We start from the raw sequence: 23,921 nt of genomic DNA on the forward strand, positions 1-23,921 counted from the left end.
CTGGGCCAGGATTCTCCGGTGAGCTTCGAAGCGCACTGGCAGGGGTAACGTAGGGGAAGCACATCAGCGCGGCCGCTAGGCCCCAGAAGTTGGAAGCCAGGTGACGATTGTTGCAGCCGTACTTGTGGCCACGGAGGCTGCCCGCACTGGTTTATGACTTCTATGAACGCCAGCTGGCCCGGTCGCTGAAGATGGACAGAATCCCCAATCATATTGGTGTGATGGTGGATGGAAACCGGCGTTGGGCCAAGCAGTTCAATGCACCTACTCGGCACGGTCACCAGGCTGGTGCAGACAAGATTCTGGAATTCCTGGGCTGGTGCCAGGAACTGGGCGTCAAAGTAGTCACCCTGTACATGCTCTCCACAGATAACATGGGGCGTTCCGCTGACGAGCTCGACGAGCTGATGGGGATCATTGCGAATACCCTGGACCTGCTGGACGCGGACGCCAACATCAGCGTCCATGCGATGGGTGCCCCGGAGCTCCTGCCGGACTACCTCTCGGACAGGCTTTCCACACTCGCGGCCCGGCGGCCGGAACTGGAATGCATTCACGTCAATGTGGCGATTGGCTACGGTGGCAGGCGTGAAATTGTCGATGCGGTGCGGGAACTACTCCATGACGCCGTTTCCGAGGGCCGCGACATCGGCGAGCTCGCGGATGAACTTGCGGTGGAGGACATCTCCAAATATCTGTACACCCGCGGCCAGCCGGATCCTGATCTGGTCATCCGCACCTCGGGGGAGCAACGGCTTTCAGGCTTCCTGATGTGGCAAAGCGCCTACAGCGAGTTCTATTTTTGTGAGGCGCTCTGGCCGGCCTTTCGGAAGATCGATTTTCTGCGGGCATTGCGGGACTATGCGGGCAGACATCGCCGCTTCGGCGCCTGACCGGACCGGAGGAATACGATGCACCGGCACCACCGGACGGAAATCATGCTGGCTGCCGGGCTGTCCGCTGTCGCCGGCTTTGTTGACGCCATCGGCTTTATCCATTTGGGCGGCTACTTCGTTTCCTTTATGAGCGGGAATTCCACGCGCGCTGGCGCGCTGCTGGCAGACGGATCCTGGTTCGGCGTGTTGCTGGCAGGGGGCCTCGTGGCGGCATTCCTGGCCGGGGTTATTTCCGGTTCGCTGCTGCGTGGTGCGGTGCCCGTTCACAAGCGTGTCGTCATCCTTTTGTCAATTGCGGTGGTGCTGGCGGCTGCGGCCGTATTGTTCGACGCCGGGTTCTGGGTTGCACTGGTTCCGCCGATGATGGCGTTCGCCATGGGTGCCGAGAACGTAGTCTTTGAACGCGACGGGGAAGTCAGCATTGGACTTACCTATATGACCGGCACGCTCGTGAAGATGGGACAGCGGGTTGCGTCGGCGCTGGCTGGTGGTGAGAAGCTTGGCTGGCTGCGGTACTTCCTGTTGTGGTTTGCGCTGACCTGCGGCTCGGTTGTGGGCGGTCTGACCTATCATGCCCTGAGCCTGGACGCGCTGTGGTTTGCGGCTGCCGGAATTCTCGCGGCGGCCGTCATATCCCGGCGCCTTCCGGTGCCGGGATAGCGGACTGTTCCGCCAGTAAAAGCCAGTGCGGTCTGTTCACCGGGAATTTACCGACACACCGCGGCGGCAGGAGCGGCCAAAAGCCGGATTTTGGCGTAGCTTAGTTGCTATCGGAGGGCTCCCTGTCCTTCGATCGGGAGGCCGGCTATGAAGCGCGAATCTGCGCCGACTACATCGCGGGGCCGTGCGCGGCCTACCGGCCCGCCCGCCTCACCCCTAGTAAATCCGGGTGCGTGCGCCCGGGACTGGAGTCGATGTGGCAATTTCTGAGCGGGCACGGATTGAACGGACGACGGCGGAGCACAGCTTCGTAGTGGACACCTCGGTGCTGCTGTCCGATCCACACGCGGTTCTCCGTTTCGCCGAACACGAGGTCATCGTTCCAATTGTGGTGATCAGCGAGTTGGAGGGAAAACGCCATGATCCGGAGTTGGGATACTTTGCCCGAAAAGCCCTTAGATTGCTTGATGAATTGCGCGTAAAGCACGGTGGTCTGGATAAAGCGATCTCCCTCGGGGAAGAGGGCGGAACCCTGCGGGTGGAACTGAATCACGTTTCCTCCGACGTGCTCCCTGCCGGCTTCCGCAGCGGCGACAATGACAGCAGGATCCTGGCGGTGGCCAAAAACCTGGCCAACGAAGGCCGCAACGTGACGGTGGTATCCAAAGACTTGCCGATGCGTGTGAAGGCTTCGGCCATGGGGCTGCAGGCGGACGAGTACCGCAATGAGCTGGTCAAGGATTCGGGCTGGACGGGCGTTGTTGAGCTGGATGTACTCGACGACGAGATCGGCACGCTGTACCGCCATGAGCCGGCATTCATCCCCGCAGCAGCGGAAATGCCAACGAATACCGGTCTGGTCCTGCTGTCGAATCGCGGATCGGCGCTCGGCCGGGTTGGGGCGGACAAGCAGGTAAGGCTGGTCAAGGGGGACCGGGATATCTTCGGGCTGCACGGGCGTTCGGCTGAGCAGCGGCTGGCGATCGATCTGCTGATGGACCCTGAGGTGGGGATCGTGTCCCTGGGAGGCCGGGCAGGAACGGGGAAGTCCGCGCTGGCGCTGTGCGCGGGGCTGGAAGCCGTATTGGAGCGGCGGGAACACCGAAAAGTGGTGGTATTCCGTCCGCTGTACGCCGTTGGCGGCCAGGAGCTCGGCTACCTACCGGGTTCGGAGAGCGAAAAAATGAATCCATGGGCCCAGGCGGTCTTCGATACGCTGGGGGCTTTGGTATCGCAGGAAGTGGTCGAGGAGGTCATGGGCCGCGGCATGCTGGAGGTTTTGCCGCTGACCCATATCCGCGGCAGGTCCCTGCACGATTCGTTCGTGATCGTTGATGAGGCGCAGTCGTTGGAAAAAAATGTACTACTGACCGTCATGAGCCGGATCGGGCAAAACTCCAAGATCGTGCTGACCCATGACGTGGCCCAGCGAGATAATCTGAGGGTCGGCCGGTACGACGGGATTGCCGCCGTCGTCGAGATCCTTAAGGGTCATCCGCTGTTCGGGCACATTACGCTCACCCGCTCCGAGCGGTCACCAATTGCCGCGCTCGTCACCGAGTTGCTCGAGGGCATCGAGTCCTGACGCACGCACTGTCCTGACGCACGCACGGTCTTGACGCAAGCACTGTCTTGACGCGCCACCAACAGAGGCGGAGAGCTATGTGGCGGGGCCGACGTCCCAGCTGATGTGGCTGCGGACGTCGGTCAAGCCCATGCTGACCTCCACGAACAGATCGTCCAGCATGTATTCGTCGACTCCGAGGACCTTCAGCCAGTGACCGGCTCCGGCCGTTGGCCCGTCCAGCGACTGGCTGGCCACACAGACCCCGGTGCCGGCATCGATGCGTATGGCAGTGCGTCCCGGATACAGCAGCGGATGGCCCGGGATGGTCGGGAGATACGTGTGATTGGGCGTCAGGATGCTCTCAAGCGCCGGACGCCCCTCATGTTCGACGTGTTCAATCGGACCCGGTTCGGCCACATTGGCGAAGGGGTAGTCGAGGGGAACCGGTCTGTCGCCGGCAAGTTCCACCGGGTCCAGCAGCGCCGGGAACCGGCCATCGCCAAAGCGGGGCTCACCATAGGCCGCCTCGGGTCGGCGGCGGACCAGGCCGTCGTCGTCGTATACCGGCGTGACTAAATGCGCGGGCAGCAGCCAAGGCTTGCGCCGTCCGCTGATGAACAGGCCGTCCTTGGAATCGTTAATCCCGGTGGTGCTGTAGAGCAGGGTTCCCTCCGGTGCTTCCACTCGGAGGGCCTGTGGCCGGCGCACCCAGCAGTTAACCGGCGGGTCGGCCTGCGCGGCGGCGGCTACATCCCGCGGGTCAGCGTCGGCAGCGACCCCTGGGTCCGGCGGGTCGGCCAGGGCCGCCTGACTGGGGGGTTGGTCCAACGCCCCGACAGACTCCGGGGGCCGGCGAAAGCGTAATTCGAAGCGAAGGCTCTGCCATTTCCACGGCGATGATCTGCACAGATCCCTGAAGTGCTCCGCGCCCGCAGTCATGTCCACAGTTTACGCCAGCGCCACCGAAGGGTAAGGGCGGTCGCGTACTATCGCGTTATGATCACACGGCTGGCGGGGCTTTGGGCGAACCACCCACTGGCTGGCTGGCTGGTGCTTTTGGCCTGCGTATACCTGCTGGTGTCCGCGGTGCGTCTGAGCGTGGTCGACATTCGTACGCATCGGCTGCCAGATAGGATCATATTTCCATCCTTCGGGGCCGCTTTGGTGCTCCTGCTGGCCGGCAGTCTGCTCGGGGAGGACCCGCGGTCGGCGCTGCGGACCGTGCTGGGTTCGATGGTGCTCGGCGGCTTTTATCTGCTGCTGCGGCTGATCTACCCGGCCGGCATGGGGCGCGGGGACGTCAAACTTGCCGCGCTGCTCGGTCTGTATCTGGGGTATCTGGGGTGGTCACAGGTGCTGTTCGGCATTATGGCCGGATTCGTTTTGGGCGGTCTGTTCGGCCTGGGGCTGATCGTTACACACCGTGGCAGCGGTAACACGCAGATCCCGTTTGGTCCGTTCATGCTGGCCGGCGCCTTGGCTGTCATGCTGGCCGCCGGCGGTTAGGCTGGAACATGCCTACTCCCGGCTTTGTTCTGGCCCTGCGCCAGAAAATCGGCCATGACCTGTTGTGGCTCCCGGGCGTGACGGCGGTGGTGTTCGACGACGCCGGTAAGGTGCTGCTGGGGCAGCGCGCCGACACGGGGGACTGGACGCTGATCACCGGCATGCTTGATCCGGGCGAAGAACCGGCCGTGGGGGCCGCCCGCGAAGTGCTGGAGGAAACCGGCGTGGTGGCCCGGATGGAAGGACTAGTGGCCGTTCACAGCCAAGAGCCGATCACCTTTCCCAACGGAGACCGGTGCCAGTTCATGAACCTGATTTTTAAGGCGCACTCGGTCTCCGGGGTGGCCCGGGTGAACGACGACGAATCCGTGGCCGTAGGATGGTTTGGACTCGACGAACTGCCCCCGTTGCGCGCGACGCATCTGCAGCGGCTGCAGTGGGCCCTGGACTTCTCAGGGCAGACACGCTTCCTGCGCTGACGGGTACGGCTGCTGACGGGTACGGCTGCTGACGGGTACGGCCGATTTGGGACGGCTACTGCGGCGGCCGTGTCATGGACAGTACGTCCAGGGAAATATCCAACTGTTCCTCGGTCAGCTCCCCGCGCTCCACGAAACCCAGGGCCACAACCGCCTCACGGATGGTCTGCCCTTCCTTGATGGCGTGCTTGGCAATTTTAGCGGCGTTTTCGTAGCCGATGTACTTATTTAGCGGGGTGACAATGGACGGTGAGGCTTCAGCCAGGAAACGCGCCCGCTCCACATTGGCCTCGATGCCGTCGATCATCTTATCCGCCATCACCCGGGTGGAGTTGGCCAGCAGGCGGATGGATTCGAGCAGATTGGCCGCGATCACGGGAATGCCGACATTGAGCTCAAAGGCTCCGTTGGTGCCGGACCAGGCGACGGTGGCATCGTTGCCGACCACCTGGGCACAGACCTGCAAAACCGCCTCGCAAATCACCGGGTTGACCTTGCCGGGCATGATCGAGGACCCGGGCTGCAGATCGGGCAGCGATATCTCGCCCAGGCCCGTGTTGGGACCGGATCCAAGCCAGCGCAGGTCATTGCTGATCTTGCTCAGCGACACGGCGATGGTGCGCAGCTGCCCGGACATTTCCACCAGGCCGTCACGGTTCGCCTGTGCCTCGAAATGGTCGCGCGCCTCGGTCAGCGGCAGGCCGGTGTCCTGGGCCAAAAGTTCAATAACCCGCTCGGAGAAGCCCTTGGGAGTATTGATGCCGGTGCCCACTGCAGTGCCGCCCAGCGGGACCTCGGCGACCCGGGGGAGGGAGGCGTTAATGCGCTCGACGCCGTAGCGCACCTGGGCGGCATATCCTCCGAACTCCTGTCCCAGCGTCACCGGGGTGGCGTCCATCAGGTGCGTACGGCCGGATTTGACCACGGTCGCAAACTCGTTCGACTTGCGCTTCAACGACGCTGCCAGGTGTTCCAATGCCGGAATAAGGTCCTTCGTCAGGGCGGACGCCGTGGCCACATGGACTGAGGTCGGGAAGACGTCATTGGAGGACTGCGATGCATTGACGTGGTCGTTCGGGTGAACGGACTTTTCGCTGCCTGCCGCCTTGAGTGCCCGGTTGGCCAGCGAGGCGAGGACCTCATTGGCGTTCATGTTGGACGAGGTGCCGGAACCGGTCTGGAAAATGTCGATCGGGAAATCGCCGTCGTACCTTCCGGCGATGACCTCCTCGGCGGCGGATTCAATGGCACTGGCCAGTTCGCCGTCAAGCACTCCCAATTCCGCGTTTGCCGTGGCGGCAGCCTTCTTCACGCGGGCCAGCGCCTCGATGTGCGCGCGCTCCAGAGTGGTCCCGGAAATCGGAAAGTTCTCCACCGCCCGCTGCGTCTGTGCGCCGTACAGGGCGTAGACCGGGACACGGACCTCACCCATCGTGTCGTGTTCGATGCGGAACTGCTGATCAGCGGATGCGGTGGCCAGTGCGGAAGTCTCAGTCATGACGTCAAGAATACCGCTTCGGCGCCGAGGCCCTCGACGGATGCTGCAAGCTGATGGAGACTGGGAACGTGCCCGAGCTCCCCGAGATCCATGCCCTCGCCGCGGAGCTGGACGCCCATCTCGCCGGGCGCACCGTTAATCGGCTGGACATCCTGGCGGTCGCCGCGCTGAAGACCTACGATCCGCCCATCTCGGCACTGGCCGGTCAGGTGGTGCGCGCTGTGACGCGCCGCGGCAAATATCTGGACATCAGCATCGGTGAGATACATCTGGTGCTGCATCTCGCGCGGGCAGGCTGGATCCGATGGCGCGAGGGGAGTCCTGTACCCTCGGTTCGCCCGGGCAGGGGCCCGCTTGCCGCCCGACTGGTGCTCGACGACGGGTCAGGCATCGACATCACCGAGGAGGGCACCAAAAAGAGTCTCGCCATCTTCGTGGTCGGTGAACCCGCAGATGTGCCGGGCATCGCCAGGTTGGGACCCGACCCCCTGAGCGCGGAATTCACCAAGGGGACGTTCCTTGGCATTCTCACTGCGGCGGGGCGGTCGCAGATTAAGGGTGTGTTGCGCAACCAGGGGATCATCGCCGGCATTGGCAACGCCTACTCCGATGAGATTCTGCACGCCGCCAAAATGTCGCCCTTTCGGCCGGCCTCGATGAGCGCGGAGGAAGGTTCGCTGCTGTTCGACGCGATGCAGGCGACGCTGCTGACCGCAATCTCGCGCTCAACGGGGCTTGCCGCCTCCGAGCTCAAGCGGGAAAAGAAATCCGGGATGCAGGTGCACGGCCGAACAGGTCAGAGGTGCCCCGTATGCGGCGATACCGTTCGCCAAGTGATCTTCGCTGACTCGGCTCTGCAGTACTGCCCCACCTGCCAGACCGGTGGGAAGCCGTTGGCGGACCGAGGGCTGTCGCGGCTGCTGAAGTGAGATGTGCGACGTCGGGCGGCCGCAGCGGCCCGCGTCAGAGGGTACCGAAATTGGAGACCAGGTCCGCTCGCCCCTCCTGCAGCCGGTAGGCAAGGCCGACGACGGCGGTCCGGTGCTCTGCGACGGCGGAGGCAATGATCGGGGAGTTCTCCACCAGCCGCTGGGCCGTCTGCCGGACGTGCTCCACCACCATGTCGTTGACGTCGTGCTGGTCCCGGCGCAGGGACGTCAGTACCGAAGGGGTGATTCGTTCCACCAAATCGCGAATAAACCCGGCCGGCATGTCTCCGGTCTCCACCGCACCCTTGGTGGCCGTGACCGCCCCGCAGCTGTCATGACCCAAGATGACGATCAGTGGAACCCGCAGGTAGGCGATGCTGTATTCCAGCGAGCCGAGCACCGTGTTATCAATCACATGGCCCGCGGTGCGGACCACGAAGGCATCGCCCAGACCCAGATCGAAGATGATTTCCGCTGCCAGCCGGGAATCCGAACAGCCAAAAATTACGGCGAAAGGATTCTGCGAGTTCACCAGCGTGGCACGGTGCGAGGCATCCTGGTTCGGATGCGAGGACGTGCCGTTCACGAACCGCAGATTACCGTCACTGAGCTTTTTCCAGGCCTCGGCAGGGGTCAGCAGGTCAGCGGACGGTGCACGCTCACCGCTGTCTTCCGGGCCGCTCACTTGGCGCTCCCCGCAGTGGGCAAAGCCGTGCCGGTGGCCGTGCCGGTGGGAGTGCCGGTGGCAGGGGCATCGAGCTGTATATCGGTGGAGGCAATCGCCGCGGCACCGAGCACGTCGAAGTCTGTCAGGGGTGCGCTTCCGGTCAGGATCATTGTTGTACCTCGGTAGGGGAGGATCAGCGATTTATCTGATCCGGGTTTGTCGCGGAGCTCCCAGCTGTGCGCTCCGATTTGCCGTTCTCCGGTGATCGGGGCATTGTTGGCGTTCTGCGCCAACCAGCTGGGATTAGCGTGCGCGCTTTGCTTGAGCGAGATGAACTGCCCGGACGGCGAGACATAGCCGACCTCCCAGAAGGCCACCCCGTCCGCTCCGGCTGATTTCCAGCGTGCGTAGTTGACGCTCCAGCCTTGCGGCAGCGCCGCCGATGCGGGGGCAAAACCGGCCGCGTCCCTGGCTTGGGCGGCTATGACAGGGACATCAACGTCGGGGCGGTAGACGGACGCATTCTGGTGCGCGTTAAGTAAAATGACGGGAAGCACGACGGCGAGTGTCACCAACAGCGCCAGAACCATGCCCATGATCGAAGCATTGGCACGTTTGGCGGCCGACGCTCCAATAACCGGCCTGACCTCGAGGGCAGGTTTTTCCGGTTCCTGGGCGGGGAGAACGTCCGCTGGCGAACCATTGTCTTGTATAGGCGTCACAGTTCCATAATCCACCATTCGGGGCCGGTTCACATCTTCACCGGCGGCGGGCTGGCACCTCGGGCCCGGCGGCCAACTATGATGAAGACTGACCGGTCCCCGCAAAAGTGCGGAGTCCGGTGCCCATTCATAACAGTCAGCACAACTCAAAGATGAGGTCATTCGTGTCCGAGAACAACGACGATGCTCAGTATTCCACCCTTTCCCCCGCCCTGGCCGTGGGAGATGACGAGCCAGACCGCAACCTTGCGCTCGAACTGGTCCGGGTCACGGAAGCCGCCGCAATAGCCGGCGGCCACTGGGTCGGTTTCGGAGACAAGAACAAGGCCGACGGCGCCGCCGTCGATGCGATGCGCTCGCTGCTGTCGACGGTTCACTTCAACGGGATTGTGGTGATCGGGGAGGGCGAGAAGGATGAAGCGCCCATGCTCTTCAACGGCGAGCAAGTCGGGGACGGCTCCGGCCCCGAGTGCGACGTGGCCGTCGACCCCATCGATGGCACCCGGCTGTGCGCACTGGGCATCAACAACGCTCTTGCGGTGCTGGCCGTGGCCGAGCGAGGCACCATGTTCGATCCTTCTGCCGTGTTCTACATGGAGAAGCTGGTCACCGGACCGGAAGCCGCCGACGTCGTCGACCTTCGGCTGCCGGTCAAGGAAAACCTTCGTCTGATCGCCAAGGCCAAGGGTGTGAAGGTCAATGCGCTGACCGTCATGGTGCTTGACCGCGACAGGCACCGTCCGCTGGTGCAGGAAATCCGCGATTCGGGCGCGCGCACCAAGATGATCATGGACGGCGACGTCGCCGGCGCCATCGCCGCGGCCCGCACCGGGACCGGTGTGGATGCCCTGATGGGGATCGGCGGCACCCCCGAAGGCATCGTTTCCGCCTGCGCGATCAAGACCCTGGGCGGCGTGATTCAGGGACGGTTGTGGCCCACCAGCGACGAGGAGAAGCAGAAAGCGCTGGACGCCGGGCATGACCTGGATCGCGTTCTGTCGACCCATGATTTGGTCCGCAGCGACAACTGCTACTTCGCCGCGACGGGAATCACCGATGGTGACCTGCTCCGCGGGGTGCGCTACGACAAGAACAAGGTACTCACCCAGTCGATCGTGATGCGCTCGAAGTCCGGTACCATCCGCTTCGTTGACGGTGAGCACCAGTCACACAAATGGGAGTCCTACGCCAGAATGGCCTAACGGGCCAGGGTCAGGAGAGGGCGGGGGTTGGTAGCAGTTTGCGGGCGGGCGCGGGACGGCGGGGATTCGGGTGGTTTTCCGTGGGGCCGTGCACGCCGGATAGGCTTGCTGCTATGACTTTAAGCGTTGAACAGTGCACCGACAGGACCGAGTGGGATGCCGCGGTGAATGCCGGGCGGGGCCACCCAATGCAGCTGTGGGGCTGGGGCCAGACGAAGGCGGCGCACAACTGGTCCGTTGACCGGGTGCTGGTCCACGACGAAGGGGGCACTCTTGTCGGCTCCGCCCAGCTGCTGTTCCGGCGCCTGCCGTTTCCCTTTCGCTCCCTTGCCTACATCCCGCGCGGCCCGCAGTCGACGGAGGGTTCAAGCACCGAGGTACTGAACGCCGTCGCCGATTATGTGGCGCTGACGCATGGTTCAGTGGTGTTAAGCATTGAACCTGACTGGGATCTGGACTCGCCCGGTGCTGTGGCGCTGTTGGCGGGCGGCTGGCGGCGGACGGAGAGCACCATTCTGATGGGGCGCACATTGATCTTGGATCTGCACCGCTCCGAGGATGAACTGCTCGCCGGGATGACGAAGAAAACCCGGCAGTACATCCGTAAATCCGGCAGGGAGGCGCTGCACTACCGCCAGGTCAGCCGCGAGGAAGTGCCGCAGTGCCTCGCCGTCTACCGGCTTACGGCCGATCGCGCCGGATTCGGCATCCACTCCGATGCCTATTATCTGGATATATTCGACAATCTGGGGGAGGGGTCTGCGGTATTTGCTGCCTTCGACGGCGACGCAGTAGTGGCCTTCCTGTGGCTCGCCGCCAGCGGGACGACCGCCTTCGAGCTCTACGGCGGGATGAACGACGTCGGGCAGAATCTGCGGGCCAACTTCACACTCAAGTGGACGGCCATTATGGCGATGAAGCAGCGCGGGGTCTCCCGCTATGACTTCAACGGGCTCCTGAACGACGGCGTTTCGAAATTCAAAATCGGGTTTGCGGACCATGAAAATCTGTTGGCGGGGACCTGGGACAAGCCGCTCTCGCCGCTCTACCCGGTCTACGCCAGGGCCCTGCCGCTGGCCCGCAAGGCCGTGAAGAAGTCGGGGAAGCTCGTTTCCCGGGTGCCGGCTGTGCTTGCGGGGCTTCGCAAAAGGGTGGGCGCCGCCCCACCTAAGTAGCAGCAGGTGCACGCAAAACACGAAATGTGTGCAGCTGCCGCTACTTAGTTAGGGGCCGGGGCCGGAACCGTGACGGCGTACACGACGGCGGCTCCGGATGCGCCACTCACCGGGTGGGCGTTGACGGGGCTTTCCCGCGCGGGGACGAAGGCGCTGTCGCCGTGCGCGAGGACCAGGTCACCGCGTGGCGAATCCAGGATGACCGAACCGGTCACCGCGAGGACAAGGAGCGGGCCGTTCTGGGCCAGCGGGATCGGTGGCCGGTCAGGTTCCAAGATGGCGCGCTGCAGCTGAAATTCCCGGAACGGCGGTTGCCAGATTTCCTGGCCCAACTCGGTGCTGCCCGCGGTGATCCGCGGCACCGGAAGGGCACGGAACTCAACGGTCTTCATCAGCTCAGGGACGTCCACGTGCTTGGGCGTAAGCCCCCCGCGGAGCACATTATCCGAGGACGCCATCACCTCAACTCCCAGACCCTGCAGATACGCGTGGATGTTTCCGGCGGGAAGATAGATCGCTTCCCCGGGCTTGAGCGAGACCCGGTTGAGCAGCAGCGACAACAGCACGCCGGGGTCCCCCGGATAGATGCCGTTCAGGCTGATCACGGTGGACAGTTCGCGCAGGTAGGCGGTGTGCGTGGGCTGGGCAGCCCGGCTGGCATTGAGGGCGGTGACGACGGCGCTCACGGCATCGGTGACCTCGTTGCCGCCGGTGATGAGGCGCTGGAAGGCGGCCCGGATCGCTGCAGACTCGTCGGCTTCTGAGCCTTCCGCTGCGGACAGATCCGAGATGACGTCCCGCAAAAGCTGCGGGAAGGCTTCCTCGACCTGCTCGAAAAGGTCCGACAGGTGTTTAAAGACCGCCCGTGACTGGGTGGCCGGGCGGAAACCGCACAGCGCGTCAAAATTTGTCAGCGCCAGGATCAGCTCGGGTTTGTGGTTATCGTCCTTATAGTTCCGGTCTGCGGCGGCACGGGGAATACCTGCCGCTTCTTCCCTGGCAAATGCGTCCTTCGCCTGGGCCAGGGTCGGGTGGACCTGCAATGACAGCGGCTGCGAGGCGGCTAGGATTTTTGCCAGGAAGGGCAGCCGGTCGCCGAATTCCGTCCGCGCATCGGCTCCAAGCATACCGTCCGGGTCATCGGCAATGAGCGCGTCCAAGGACTTGGTGCTGCCGTCCGGCGCCGTGGCTAAGGAGGGGGAGTCGGGGTGGGCGCCAAGCCATAGTTCGGCTTCCGGGCCACCGGAGGGTGTCCGGCCCAGCAGCGTCGAAATTGCGGTGGGCGAGCCCCACGCATAGGGGCGCAGCACGTTGGTCAGGTTGAACATCGTCTCTCCTAGAGCTCGTGGCTATCCTGCCGTACAGCTGCCGTTGTTGGCGAGCAGCGATTCGAGCATGGCGTCGTCGCCCTGTTCTGCCAGCTGCTGGAGGTACGCCTGGCTGACCTTCGGAGCCGGAGCCGGAGCTGCAGGGGCAGGTGCCGGTGCAGCTGGCGCGGCCGTGCCGGCATCCGAAGCAGCTGGCGCGGGCGCGGCTCCAGCTGGGGCCGGTGCGCTGGCGGGAGCGGAGCTGTTTCCCGCAATCAGCTCCTTTACCCGGGCGTGAATGACAGCGAAATCCGGGGAGGTGGAGAAGTTAATGTCAAAGTCCGGCGGTCCGATAGTCAGCCGGTTCAGGGGATGCTTTTTAGATTTCAAGGCCAGATCAACAAAACTGCCCAGCTGCGCAGCCGGAATATCCGATTCCATCACCTGCGTTCCGGCATGGAGAATCGACTCGAACTTCGAAAGCACGGTGGCAGGATCCATTTGCTTGAGCAGGGCCTGCTGGATGCACTGCTGCCGCTCGCTGCGTGCATATTCCAGGACCCATTGCCGTGATCTGGCGTACCAGAGCGCCTGCTGGCCATTGAGTGTCTGCTCACCCGGGGCAATCCAGCCCTCCGGCGGAGCATGGCTGTAGCCGCTGTCATCCAGGCTGGCGCCGCTGATCGGGACCCAGCCGCCGGCGTTGATCTTGACTCCGCCCAGGGCGTCGATCAGCTGGGAAAAGCCGGCCATGTCGATGAGCAGGTAACCCTGAATCTTCAGTCCCAGTGTCCCGCTGGCAGCGTCCATCATTGCCGCGGCGCCCGGATCCTGCCGGCCCGGATATAGATTGGCGTATTTCTCGGTGACCTCGGTGTAGAGGAAATTGATGATGCAGTTATCCCCGCAGTTGTAGCCGTCCGGATAGACGCTGTGCATGGGTGAGTCGGCCGGGAACTGGGCGTTCTGCAGATTTCGCGGAATGCTGATCGTGACGGCCTGTCCACTGGAGGCGTCGACGCTGACAACAATGATGCTGTCCGGACGGCGTCCCACTCGGTCCGCACCGGCGTCCCCGCCCATCACCAGAAAGTTGTACCGGCCGTCCACCGGGGCCATGTCTGGACCAGCGGAAAAAATGCTGTTAATGGCATTGCGGCCCGTATTGATCAGGTACGCGGCGTAACCCACGGAGCCCGAAGTCAGCACCATGAGCAGGACCAGGACCACGCTGACGGTACCGCGGATCCCTGGAGCCAGCAGCGCGGGCCGGATAATGCGCAGAGTATTCAGGAACATATACGCCCAGCCCAACGCCAGCAGAGCCAGCACCGCGATCAGCAGCAGGGAACTGAAGGGATTCGTGAAGGTGCTGAAAAGCAGTGCACGGTTCAGCGCCGACACCACTAAGGCCAGTACGACGACGAGCCACACACCGAACGTGACGCGAAGCGCGAGCCGGCCCAGTTTTCGGTTGCCGGCAACGATCTGGGCGCTGCCGGGGAGCACCAGCGTCAGCAGCAGCAGCACAAACGCACGCTTGGTGCGCACGTGGGCCGGAGCTGACTCTGGGTACCGCACGGGGTTGGTGATAACCGGAGGCTTCTGCGAGGCCAGGCTGACTTTCGGGCTGCTGATGCTCATAAATCCTTCTTAGCGCGCCAGGCCGGGGAAGACCTGTGCGGCTTTTTGACGCAAAGAATCGCCCTTAAGGGCGGCGGTTCGATTAAGATCGTTAGCGAACCCGGCCAACTCGCCGTGCAGCCGCGCCGCAGTGCCGTCGGTCCCGCAGGCCAGCATTCGAATGGCTAGAAGCCCGGCATTGCGGGCGCCCCCGATCGAGACGGTTGCTACGGGGACCCCCGCCGGCATCTGGACGATCGACAGCAGTGAGTCCATGCCATCAAGGGTTTTCAACGGCACCGGTACGCCGACGACGGGCAGAGTTGTGACGGAAGCGAGCATCCCTGGCAGGTGCGCGGCACCGCCGGCACCGGCGATGATAATGCGCAGACCACGGTCCCGGGCAGACTGACCATAAGCGATCATTTCGGTGGGCATCCTGTGGGCTGATACCACATCGACCTCAAACGGGATGTCGAACTCGACCATTACCTCAGCCGCTGCCTCCATGACAGGCCAATCCGAGTCGGAGCCCATAACAATGCCCACGAGCGCCGGTTTGGCCGCCGGAGCCGGGGCTGTTTCCGTGGCGGGCAGCGGGTGAGAAGAGCTGTCCTGTGAAACATTGTCTGCTGGTTGGCTCATCGGAGCTGCTCCTTGTCTGCTTGGAATGCGTCTGCTTGGAATGAGTCTGCCCCGGAAACCATTCCATCGCGGATAAGTGCGGCGACCTCGGTGGCGCGGCCGCGGACGGTACTAACGTCATCGGTCGGCGTTGAGAGCACATTCACATGCCCCACCTTGCGTCCTGGCCGCACGCCCTTCCCGTAGACATGGACCTTGGCTTGGGGCTGGGCGGACAAGGCGAGCGGATAAGCGCTGAACAGGTCCGGGTTGGCGCCGCCAAGAATGTTCTTCATCACCACTATGTCCGCCAGTGCCGCAGTGGCCCCGAGCGGAAGGTTTAATACGGCACGCAAGTGCTGCTCAAACTGGCCGGTTACGCATCCATCCATGGTCCAGTGGCCTGAATTGTGCGGCCGCATGGCGAGTTCATTGACCAAGAAACCGCGTCCGATGCCGGGCGTTTCAAATAACTCCACTGCCATCACACCAGTGACGCCAAGGTCCGCGGCGATCTGCAGTGCAGCGGCCTCGGCAGCGGCCGCCACCTCCGCCGGCAACGACGGCGCGGGAGCAATCACTTCATCGCAAACACTGTCCACCTGAATGGACTGGACCACCGGCCATGCCCTTGACTCACCATTGGGCGTCCTGGCCACCAGAGCGGAAAGTTCCCGGCTGAAGTCGACTTTGGCCTCTACCAGCAGGGGGTTCATGGCAGTGAACCAGTCCGCCGCAGCCGCGGCAGCACTGGCGTCGTCGAGCACCCTGACGCCCTTGCCGTCGTACCCGCCGCGGGGCATCTTTAGAACCACTGGCCAGCCGTGCTGGCCTCCGAACGCAACGACGTCCGCTACGGAAGCTGCGGCGCTCCAGCGCGGGTTCGGCAGCCCGAGCCGCTCGATGGCGGCACGCATGACCAGCTTGTCCTGGGCATGCAGCAGGGCGTCGGGGCACGGCTGGACGTTGACGCCGTCGGCCATCAGCGCGCGCAGGTGTTCGGCGGGCACATGCTCGTGATCAAAGGTCAGGACGTCCACACCCGCGGCGAAACGCCGTAGAACCTCCAGATCACGGTAATCGCCGACCGGCGCGTGCGCCACCACGGGCACCGCGCATACGTCCGGCGTTTCGGCGAGAACGTGCAGCTCGAAACCAAGGGCAACGGCGGCAGGAGCCATCATTCGGGCCAACTGGCCGCCGCCAACAACACCAACTACAGGAAAAGTCACAGTCCACAGACTACCGAACGGCCGCCATATTTCCGGGGTCGACGTGCGGGGTAGGGTGTTTGTCGGGGAAATTGGAAGCGTACTTCAAGGCTTTTCCCGTAAGATCCTTTAACTGACCGCTCGTTTGGCGGCAGCGACGGCGGAGGAACATGTTTGAATCAGTAGCAACACGCGTTCGGGGTCTTTTTGGGCTATTCTGGCGCGAAGTTGCGAAGTTTGGCGCCGTCGGGGGCATCGCTTTCGTTATCGACACGGGCATTTATCTGTGGCTGTTGCACGGCTCGCTGTCCGCCCACCCTACGCGGGCCAAAATTATCTCTGCCATAGTCGCAACCATCTTTTCCTGGGTAGCGAACAGGTATTGGACCTTCCGGCACCGACGCCGGGCCAACATTTTGCGCGAGGTAGTGCTTTTCGCGGTCATGAACGGCGTTGGCATTGCCATCGCCGCGGCCTGCGTTTACGTCTCGCACTGGGTACTTGGCTTTACCACTCCGTTCGCAGACTTCATCTCCGGCAGTGTGGTCGGCCTTGTGCTGGGAACGGTATTCCGCTTCTTCGCCTACCGTTTCTGGGTCTTCACCGAGGAGCTGGATGCGGACCCCAGATTTGCCACGGACCACGAGCTCGTGGAGCCGGGAAAACCCCGCCCTGCCGTGGACTGACAGTCCCGGCAAGTAGCGCTCAGCGGATCCCTCCTGTGCAGCGCTGTTCCGTGATCCGTTCCGCCGAAAGCAGCACGTCGGTGACCGCCACGGACGGGTGTACCAGCACCACAGAACCGCCGGCACTGAAGATTCCCAGCGCGTTACGGACGGCTGTCTCCAGTCCATCCTCAACCATCAGGAGGACGCGCTCGGATCGCTCCATCAGGTGCGCGTAGCCGGAGAACAGCGATCCGAAGGCAACAGATTCAAGGGCAGCAGCGGAGTCCGCCGTTCTAGAGCCGACGACGGCGACGTCGCTTCCGGAGGGTTGGTCAAACGGCACGAAGACATCACCCTGGGCGCGAACCTCGGCGGCATAGTCCAGTACGCCTGCCGGGAGGTCGCCGGCCCACCTCATCTCCAGCGCTCCTAGTGCCACAGCTACCGTGAGCGTCCGGGATCCGCGGGCCGCCGGCACTTCCGTTCCTGGCACTTCCGTTGCCGGTGCTGCCGTTAGGGGTGTCGTTGTCACCGTGACGTCGTGGTTCATGGCGGTGCCGGGACCGTAACTGACTGCCGTCCCGGCCTGCCACGCGGCCAGTACCCAGCACAGCGAACGCCAGTGCGCAGGCATATCGATGTCAATGACGCTGCCGGGACCGGCGTCTAATTCGTCGACCACATAGTTCGCCGTCTTAGCCACCCAGTTGTCCAGCACTTTCCCCGACAGTTCCACCCGTTCGCCGTCCGGCCCGTACCAGGTCAGGCGCGGCGAGGTGGCCTGAACGGTGCGCAAGGTCGCAAGGAGTGCTGGCACGGTGGAAATGTTTGACGGCATGCCTTCATCCTGCCAGTACTGGCCGCGGTTAGGGCGCTGCCGCCTCCCGTCAGACTCTCTCCACTCCCGAGGGGAGACCCGGGCGCATCCCGACCTGTGATGTTCAGCACGTTTGCCCGCTCCGTCCCGCTCGTTCCTGATCCGGGATTCCAACGATTCCGGCGTGCGGACCGCGCAGTGATCATCGTCAAAAGAGCCACGCCCGGATTTCTTCACTGCTTTGCCGGGCGTGGCGCGGCGCTCTTCACGGCAGTTGTGGATAGGATCACCTGCCGGCTTGACGGAGGCCGTATTACAACGATGTAATTAGACCCACGGGACATCATTGCCAGGGCAAAAACGCGGCGTCAGCTGCGTCGTTCGGCGGCAAACTCACCGGACCTTAATCTGGCATGACATTGGCCGCAACGGCAACAGGAGGACGACCATGGGACAAGCGGAACGCAGTGCGCCTTCACCGGCACAACGCTCGGCTGCCGGCTCTGTGAGGACGGCAGACCCGAATGGCCGGCCAGCTGTGCAGGGACAGTCGGCATTGCAGTACCGTTCCCTTGGTGTGCCCAGCGACTGGTACTTAGATCCGGCGGATCCGCAGGCCGGGGACCGCTATGAGCGCGGTGCATGGGAGTCACTGGAAGAGAAGGCGACGGCGTTCCTGGCCGATCATGAGGCGCAGGAAACGGGCCCTGGCTCCTCAACCAACCCCGCCGTCAGCCCGCTCCAGCTCGTCGTCGAGCCTGTCGGAACCGCAACCCAGCCGGTGTGGATTGGGCTTCCCTCCCGCGGGACCGGGTTCGGCGACACTGACTTTAGCGATGACGGCGAGCTGGGATGGCAGACCGATGCTCTGTGCGCACAGACGGACCCGGAAGCCTTTTTCCCGGAAAAGGGCGGTTCCACACGGGACGCGAAAAAGGTCTGCGGCTCCTGCAACGTGCAGGCCCAGTGCCTGGAGTATGCGCTGGCCAATGACGAGCGCTTTGGCATCTGGGGCGGCCTGTCCGAGCGGGAACGTCGCCGGCTTCGGAAGCGAGCGGTCTAATTCCTGCTGCAGTTAAAGTCACCGCCATCGTCATAGCGCACGACGGCGGCCGGTACCTTCCCAGGACACTCGCGGCCATTTCCGCGCAGACTCGCCCTGCTGACGCTGTTTTCGGCGCCGACACCGGCTCAAGCGATGGCTCCCTGAAGCTGTTGGAGGACGCCCTGGGCAACGGCAAGGTGATCACTCACTCGTCATCCCGCGGCGGCTTCGGTTCCGCCGTTGCGGATGTAGTCGGTCGGTTGCCTGCTCCGGCGGGAGCGGACGGGGACGACGAATGGCTCTGGCTGGTGCACGACGATTCGGCACCCGCCCATGATGCCCTCGCGGAACTGCTGCTGGCTCTCGAGCGCGCACCGTCGGTGACGGTGGCCGGCTGTAAGCAGCTCGATTGGGACGAACCTCGGAAACTGATCGACGTCGGTCTGTCCGCGAGCCGCTGGGCCGAGCGCATCACTTTGATCGACCGTGATGAACACGATCAGGGCCAGCATGACGGCCGCAGCGATGTCTTTGCCGTCAACTCGGCCGGAATGCTGGTGCGTCGGGACATTTGGGAAAAACTAGACGGCTTTGACCCGGCGGTACCCGGCATTGGGGATGATATTGATTTCTGCTGGCGGAACAGGCTCGCCGGACACCGGGTCGTCGTGGTGCCGGGGGCCAGAATGCGCCACGTCTCCCGCCGGCAACATAGTGCGGCCTCGCCCAAATCGGCCCGCAAGGCCGAAGTCCACTTACGCCTAAAACATGCACCCTGGTGGCAGGTGCCTTTTCTTGCCGTCGGTGCCTTGTTGGGCGGCGTGTTCCGTCTCCTTGCCGGAATAGTGCTCAAGGAGCCCGGCTACGGCGCTCGCCAGTTGGCCGGCACCTGTGCCGCTTTGGCACGGCCGCTGACCCTGCGGCGCAGTCGTGCCGCCGCCGCACGGACGCGGGTGCTGCCGCGTTCGGTGATGGGCGGACTGCAGGCGGGCGACCGTGAAATCCGTTCGCACCGGCGTTCGTTGTTGGACTCCTTTTCTGCCGCCGATGCGGACGACCCCGCGGATGACGGATCCGTCCAGCTCGTTCCCAGCGGAGACGCTGCCGATGACTTCGCCGCCCTTCACGCCACCAATCGGCTGCCGGCAGGGACGGGAGCCGTTGCCGCGGTGGCGCTGTTGCTCGCCGTCGGCCTTATCAGCCTTAACCGCCTGGTCGGTGCCGGGGCAGTGGCCGGTGGTGGCCTCCTCCCGCTGTCCGCCGGGCTCGGACAGATCTGGCATAACGCGTCGACCTGGTGGATTGCGATCGGCGCAGGACTGCCCGGGCACGGTGATCCGTTTGGATACGTTCTGTGGCTGCTCGCGCTGGCCGGGGTGGGAAATGGATCCGCGGCGGTTGCCTGGCTGTTGATTCTGGCTCTTCCGTTGGCTGGACTCGGGGCCTGGTTCGCCGCAGGGGCGCTCACGAGACATCGCCGGGCACGTTTTGCCGCTGCTGTGATCTGGGCCTCCGCCCCGGCGCTACAGATAGCAATTGGTCAGGGCCGTCTTGGTGCTCTGCTGGCGCACCTTCTGATTCCTTGGGTCCTGCTGGGTTTGATCCGCGCGGCGGGCGGGTCCGTCCTGCGGCGCGGTGCCACGGTACAGCCGGCGGTCCGACGATCAGCAGCCCATCCTTCGGGAACCGCCCTCGTCGGCGCGGGTCGGCCCGGTTCCGGCCACGTGCCCTCATGGACGGCAGCAGCCGCCGCTGGTCTGGGACTGGCCATCATCACGGCCTCCGCGCCGTCATTGTTGCCTGGCGCCGTCGTCGGTATTGGCTTGGCGATGATCTTTCTGCGCAGGCGGGGGCGCACTATGTTCTGGGCATTGCTGCCCAGCATTGCGCTGTTTGTTCCGTTCGTTATTTCCACGCTTAACCAGCCGCGGGCCGTCTTCGCCGATCCGGGCGTGCCGCTGGCCTACACAAACGCACCGCTGTGGCAGCAAATACTCGGGCAACCGCTCAGAATCGGCGCCGGAGCGGGTATCAACTCCTTGACGTGGTTCGCGGGCGGAACCTTTCCGTGGGCGCTGGCCGCGATGATCGTGGTAGGTGCGCCGGTACTGTTCTTGGCCGTCTGCGCCCTGCTGATCAGGACCCGGCGATCCGGTATGGTGCGGACGCTGTGGGCGGTCGCCGTGCTGGCGCTGCTCAGCGGTTTCTTCAGCGGAAGCATCGCGGTTGCCCTGGGTGGTACAGCCCTGGTCACGCCGTTTAGCGGTCCCAGCGTCTCCCTGGCGGCCTTTGCACTCCTCGCGGCCGCGCTGCTCGGGGTTGACGCGCTGCTCGGGGTCGATGCGCGGCTGCAACGGGTCCGCCGCAGCGCGGGAGCTCCTGCCGTTGCCCGGAGTTCTGGCGCTTACCGTGGTGCAGCGGTACTGGTTTCGGTGCTTCTGGCGATTTCTCCCGCAGCCAGCCTCGGCCTATGGGTGGCGCAAAACCTCGCATCCGGAGCCGGTCAGAGAACGACGGCGGCTGATCCGGCTCGAGCGCCGCTTGGTCAGGATGCGGGCTCGCAAAGTGACATAACTAACCTGGGTGTGAATGACGGCGCTGCGGATGGACAATACGGTGTCAGCACCCTGGTCCGCCCGGGTTCCGCCCGAACCCTGCCAGCCACGGCGACAGACCGTGGCAACGGTCCAGAACGTGCCAGGACCCTGGTCCTGAGCATCAATTCCGACGCCAGCGTCAGCGCCGCCCTGATGCGCGGCGCCGGGACCACCATGGATTCACTGTCCACTATTGCCTCCGCGCGAGAAATAACCGGATCCCCCGGTGCGGAATCCCTGCAGGGGGACGATCCCGCCGTCGTCTCCATCCGAAAGGCCGTGGCAACGATCATGTCCGGCACCGGGGTTGACCCCCGACCGCAGCTGACAGAGCTTGGGATCGGCTTCGTGGTGCTGCACAATGGCGACACGGCCGCGGAGTTGATGGCCAGTCAGATCGAAGCCGTCCCAGGACTGGCCACCGTCGGGCCCACCGACGTCGGGTGGCTCTGGCGGGTGACGCCGGCCGCTGTCTCCGGGCAGACGCCCGAGGTCGGTTCGCGGGTGCGCATTACGGACCGGTCCGGAGTGACGGTTTCCTACCTGCCTTCCGACGTGCTGAACGTGGACACGCAGATTGAACCGGGGTCAGCCGACCGGCTGGTAGTGCTGGCGGAACGGGCCGATGCGGGGTGGGCAGCCTGGCTGGACGGCAGGCAACTTACGTCCACGACCTCGGACTGGGCCCAGGCCTTCGCGCTTCCGGCATCCGGCGGCCATCTTGAGGTCCGCTACGAAAACCCATGGGCGGGGCTGTGGAGCATTGTGCAGATTGTTGTCCTAAGCCTGACCCTGCTGATGGCAATTCCAATGCCGGCACGACGTCGGCGGTTTGGTGCCGGTTACCCCGGCACGCCGGTGGAGGGTTCCCCATCCAGCGGCCCGGCCGCTGATGGGAAAGTGTCCGTCGGAGCCGCTGCGCCTGCCTCGGCAGCGCGTGACGCTTCGACCAACGCAGCAGATGACTATGAGGGCACGTTAGGCAAGGTGGGTAACCGTGGTTGAGTCATCGAAGGAATCGAAGGAATCGAAGCGGCGGTTGACGAGCTCGGCGCAGGGGCCTGAGCAGTCTGGGTTGCCGGGCAAAGGACATCGGACTGTTCGGCGGCGCCGGGCCGCAGCCGAGTCGATATTGGCCGGCTCCGTTGCGGTGGCCGCCGTCGCGGTGGTGACCATAGGTTCGATCGTGCCCGGGTTCACCGCTGCCGCAGTGGTGGATCCGCCAGCGGTGGCGCTGCCCGCCGGGCAGAGTACGGCCGCCTGCCCTGGGCCCGCGCGACTGCTGGACGGCTCGGCGGCCGGAACGGATCCGCAGTTTTCCGCCACCTCCAGCAGTTCCAGCTCCACCGTGACCGCCTTGGTACTCAGCGCCCCTGACGGCACGGTACCCGGCAGCGCTCTGAGCCCGTTGGGAGCGGGGGAGCCACTGGCGCTGGTGGCCAAAGCCTCTGCAAGCGGATCTGTCAGCCCCAGCGCGGTCGGCACGGCGGGAGCCACCGCCGGCTCGGCTGGTATTGCCGACCACCGCAAGGCAGCGGTACTCAAAAGCCAGGCTGTCGCCGGGGCGTCGGTGCTGCGGGCGGATTCGCTCGGCGACAAGCGCGCCTCCCTTGGCGCAGTGATGGCCTATGCTGCGCCTGATGGCGACCTTGCCGGTCTGGCTGCGGGCGAGTGCCAGCCGCCGGCCAATGACTTATGGCTGGCTGGTGCCAGCACCACAGTTGGCCGCACGGCCATTTTGCAGCTTTCGAACTCGTCGCAGACGGCCGCTACGGTGAATCTTGACCTCTTCGGGGACAAGGGACCAGTCCCGGCCCCCGGAGCGAAGGGTTTGTTGGTGCCGCCGGGAACGAGCAGATCCGTGGTGCTGGCAGGGCTCGCCGCCGGTCAGTCAAATCTCTCGATGCGGCTAAAGAGCACCGGGGGTCCGGTTGCTGCAACCATCCAACAGTCGGTTTTGCGCGGACTAACTCCCGGTGGAGTGGAAGTTATTTCTCCGGTCAGCGCGCCGGCCGCTCGGCAGGTGATCACCGGTGTGGCCATCCAGCAGCCGGCTCTGGCTGCGGCGGTGGCAGGACAACCGGGCTACGCCGACGCTGGCGCCGCACTGCAGGTCACGGTTCCGGGCAGCGCGGACGCCCTTGTCCAGGTCAAGGTCTACGGTCCCAGCGGCCAGCAGCAGTTGCCGGGAGGAGGCGTTTTTACCGCGAAGGCCGGTGGCGTCAGCGAACTGTCGCTCACCGGGTTGCCAGCGGGAACTTATACCCTTGATGTCGGCTCGGACGTTGCGTTCACGGCAACGGCCAGGGTAGCAAGCGCGCTCAAGACCGGTGAACCCATCGACTTCGGTTCGGCCGGGGCCGGGGGCAAACTGGGGGATGGACAGCTGATTACCGTACCGCAGGGGGTCCTCTCGACGCTCGCCTTTGGCGTCCCGGCGGGCCGGGCCAAAGTGTCGCTGACGCCGGTTTCGCTCAGCGGCGGGTTCCTGCCCGTGAAGACTGTCGACGTCGCCGGCGGAACCACGCAGACGGTCGACTCGGCACAGTTGGCCGGTGCGGCCGTGGCAGGGTTTGTTGTCTCCGCCACCGGGGACGCGGTGTACGGCGCACAGATCCTGGGTATCAAGGACAAAGCGGCTGTGTCCGTCCTTGGCGTCCCCCGGGGCGTTGCAGGTCCGCAGGACCTCAAGGTAATTCTGGGGTACTGACAGCCAATCCTGACAGCT

At 64.3% G+C, this 23,921-nt stretch carries 21 protein-coding genes; 12 read left to right on the forward strand and 9 right to left on the reverse strand.

Annotated elements, in window-relative coordinates; genetic code table 11:
* Nucleotides 1–110 precede the first annotated feature (110 nt).
* The 3 genes from OS914_RS08390 to OS914_RS08400 all read left to right on the forward strand — a co-directional run bounded on the left by OS914_RS08390 (nucleotide 111) and on the right by OS914_RS08400 (nucleotide 3,141).
* Complete coding sequence (locus OS914_RS08390; RefSeq protein WP_267545599.1) at nucleotides 111–893, forward strand: isoprenyl transferase; 783 nt, start codon at nucleotides 111–113, stop codon at nucleotides 891–893.
* Between the two features lie 18 nt (nucleotides 894–911).
* Nucleotides 912–1,556: a YoaK family protein gene (locus OS914_RS08395; protein WP_267545600.1), complete on the forward strand. Its 645-nt coding sequence runs from the start codon at nucleotides 912–914 to the stop codon at nucleotides 1,554–1,556.
* Between the two features lie 256 nt (nucleotides 1,557–1,812).
* On the forward strand, nucleotides 1,813–3,141 hold the full coding sequence (locus tag OS914_RS08400) for a PhoH family protein (protein ID WP_267545601.1): 1,329 nt from the start codon (nucleotides 1,813–1,815) through the stop codon (nucleotides 3,139–3,141).
* A 75-nt stretch (nucleotides 3,142–3,216) separates the two neighbouring features.
* Here OS914_RS08400 and OS914_RS08405 read toward each other — a convergent pair whose 3' ends face one another.
* Nucleotides 3,217–4,062: a hypothetical protein gene (locus OS914_RS08405; protein WP_267545602.1), complete on the reverse strand. Its 846-nt coding sequence runs from the start codon at nucleotides 4,060–4,062 to the stop codon at nucleotides 3,217–3,219.
* Nucleotides 4,063–4,119: 57 nt separating this feature from the next.
* On the opposite strand from OS914_RS08405, the gene OS914_RS08410 reads away from it, so the two are divergent.
* On the forward strand, nucleotides 4,120–4,629 hold the full coding sequence (locus tag OS914_RS08410; protein WP_267545603.1) for a prepilin peptidase: 510 nt from the start codon (nucleotides 4,120–4,122) through the stop codon (nucleotides 4,627–4,629).
* Between the two features lie 8 nt (nucleotides 4,630–4,637).
* Complete coding sequence (locus tag OS914_RS08415) at nucleotides 4,638–5,108, forward strand: NUDIX hydrolase (RefSeq protein ID WP_267545604.1); 471 nt, start codon at nucleotides 4,638–4,640, stop codon at nucleotides 5,106–5,108.
* 55 nt (nucleotides 5,109–5,163) lie between these two features.
* Here the strand turns inward: OS914_RS08415 and OS914_RS08420 are convergent, their stop codons facing one another.
* A complete protein-coding gene (locus OS914_RS08420) occupies nucleotides 5,164–6,606 on the reverse strand; it encodes a class II fumarate hydratase (RefSeq protein ID WP_267545605.1) in 1,443 nt (480 codons plus the stop codon).
* Nucleotides 6,607–6,674: 68 nt separating this feature from the next.
* Here OS914_RS08420 and OS914_RS08425 point away from each other — a divergent pair, with 68 nt between their 5' ends.
* Nucleotides 6,675–7,535 carry an Fpg/Nei family DNA glycosylase gene (locus tag OS914_RS08425; protein WP_267545606.1) on the forward strand — a complete coding sequence of 287 codons (861 nt, stop codon included), beginning with the start codon at nucleotides 6,675–6,677 and terminating at the stop codon, nucleotides 7,533–7,535.
* A gap of 34 nt (nucleotides 7,536–7,569) precedes the next feature.
* On the opposite strand, the gene OS914_RS08430 is transcribed toward OS914_RS08425, so the two are convergent.
* Entirely contained in the window at nucleotides 7,570–8,220 is a 651-nt protein-coding gene (locus OS914_RS08430; protein ID WP_324290635.1) for a carbonic anhydrase, read from the reverse strand.
* A complete protein-coding gene (locus OS914_RS08435) occupies nucleotides 8,217–8,924 on the reverse strand; it encodes a DUF4245 domain-containing protein (protein ID WP_267545607.1) in 708 nt (235 codons plus the stop codon). The genes OS914_RS08430 and OS914_RS08435 overlap by 4 nt, the downstream gene beginning before the upstream one ends.
* 152 nt (nucleotides 8,925–9,076) lie before the next feature.
* Here OS914_RS08435 and glpX point away from each other — a divergent pair, with 152 nt between their 5' ends.
* Together glpX and OS914_RS08445 are read left to right on the forward strand one after the other, a co-directional pair.
* Nucleotides 9,077–10,126: a class II fructose-bisphosphatase gene (gene glpX / locus OS914_RS08440; RefSeq protein ID WP_267545608.1), complete on the forward strand. Its 1,050-nt coding sequence runs from the start codon at nucleotides 9,077–9,079 to the stop codon at nucleotides 10,124–10,126.
* A 113-nt stretch (nucleotides 10,127–10,239) separates the two neighbouring features.
* Complete coding sequence (locus OS914_RS08445) at nucleotides 10,240–11,301, forward strand: lipid II:glycine glycyltransferase FemX (RefSeq protein WP_267545609.1); 1,062 nt, start codon at nucleotides 10,240–10,242, stop codon at nucleotides 11,299–11,301.
* Nucleotides 11,302–11,345: 44 nt separating this feature from the next.
* On the opposite strand, the gene manA is transcribed toward OS914_RS08445, so the two are convergent.
* The 4 genes from manA to OS914_RS08465 form a co-directional block, all read right to left on the reverse strand.
* Nucleotides 11,346–12,629 (reverse strand): mannose-6-phosphate isomerase, class I, encoded by a 1,284-nt coding sequence (manA, locus tag OS914_RS08450; protein ID WP_267545610.1) that lies wholly within the window; start codon nucleotides 12,627–12,629, stop codon nucleotides 11,346–11,348.
* Nucleotides 12,630–12,650: 21 nt separating this feature from the next.
* A complete protein-coding gene (locus OS914_RS08455; RefSeq protein WP_267545611.1) occupies nucleotides 12,651–14,252 on the reverse strand; it encodes an LCP family protein in 1,602 nt (533 codons plus the stop codon).
* 9 nt (nucleotides 14,253–14,261) lie between these two features.
* A complete protein-coding gene (gene purE, locus OS914_RS08460) occupies nucleotides 14,262–14,768 on the reverse strand; it encodes a 5-(carboxyamino)imidazole ribonucleotide mutase (RefSeq protein ID WP_267545663.1) in 507 nt (168 codons plus the stop codon).
* Nucleotides 14,769–14,872: 104 nt separating this feature from the next.
* Nucleotides 14,873–16,087 carry a 5-(carboxyamino)imidazole ribonucleotide synthase gene (locus tag OS914_RS08465; protein WP_267545612.1) on the reverse strand — a complete coding sequence of 405 codons (1,215 nt, stop codon included), beginning with the start codon at nucleotides 16,085–16,087 and terminating at the stop codon, nucleotides 14,873–14,875.
* Between the two features lie 149 nt (nucleotides 16,088–16,236).
* On the opposite strand from OS914_RS08465, the gene OS914_RS08470 reads away from it, so the two are divergent.
* Entirely contained in the window at nucleotides 16,237–16,752 is a 516-nt protein-coding gene (locus OS914_RS08470) for a GtrA family protein (RefSeq protein WP_267545613.1), read from the forward strand.
* Nucleotides 16,753–16,771: 19 nt separating this feature from the next.
* Here OS914_RS08470 and OS914_RS08475 read toward each other — a convergent pair whose 3' ends face one another.
* Entirely contained in the window at nucleotides 16,772–17,572 is an 801-nt protein-coding gene (locus OS914_RS08475; protein ID WP_267545614.1) for a TIGR03089 family protein, read from the reverse strand.
* A gap of 427 nt (nucleotides 17,573–17,999) precedes the next feature.
* Between OS914_RS08475 and OS914_RS08480 the strand changes: the two genes are divergently transcribed.
* The 3 genes from OS914_RS08480 to OS914_RS08490 are packed head-to-tail and all read left to right on the forward strand — an operon-like array spanning nucleotide 18,000 to nucleotide 23,903.
* Complete coding sequence (locus OS914_RS08480; RefSeq protein ID WP_267545615.1) at nucleotides 18,000–18,614, forward strand: WhiB family transcriptional regulator; 615 nt, start codon at nucleotides 18,000–18,002, stop codon at nucleotides 18,612–18,614.
* A complete protein-coding gene (locus tag OS914_RS08485; RefSeq protein ID WP_267545664.1) occupies nucleotides 18,614–22,198 on the forward strand; it encodes a glycosyltransferase family 2 protein in 3,585 nt (1,194 codons plus the stop codon). Before OS914_RS08480 ends, OS914_RS08485 begins: the two co-directional genes overlap by 1 nt.
* The gene (locus tag OS914_RS08490; protein ID WP_267545616.1) at nucleotides 22,191–23,903 is read left to right on the forward strand and encodes a DUF5719 family protein; all 1,713 of its coding nucleotides are present in this window, start codon (nucleotides 22,191–22,193) and stop codon (nucleotides 23,901–23,903) included. The genes OS914_RS08485 and OS914_RS08490 overlap by 8 nt, the downstream gene beginning before the upstream one ends.
* Nucleotides 23,904–23,921 lie beyond the last annotated feature (18 nt).

The sequence above is a fragment of the Arthrobacter endolithicus genome (assembly GCF_026627425.1).
Taxonomy (GTDB): Bacteria; Actinomycetota; Actinomycetes; order Actinomycetales; family Micrococcaceae; genus Arthrobacter_M.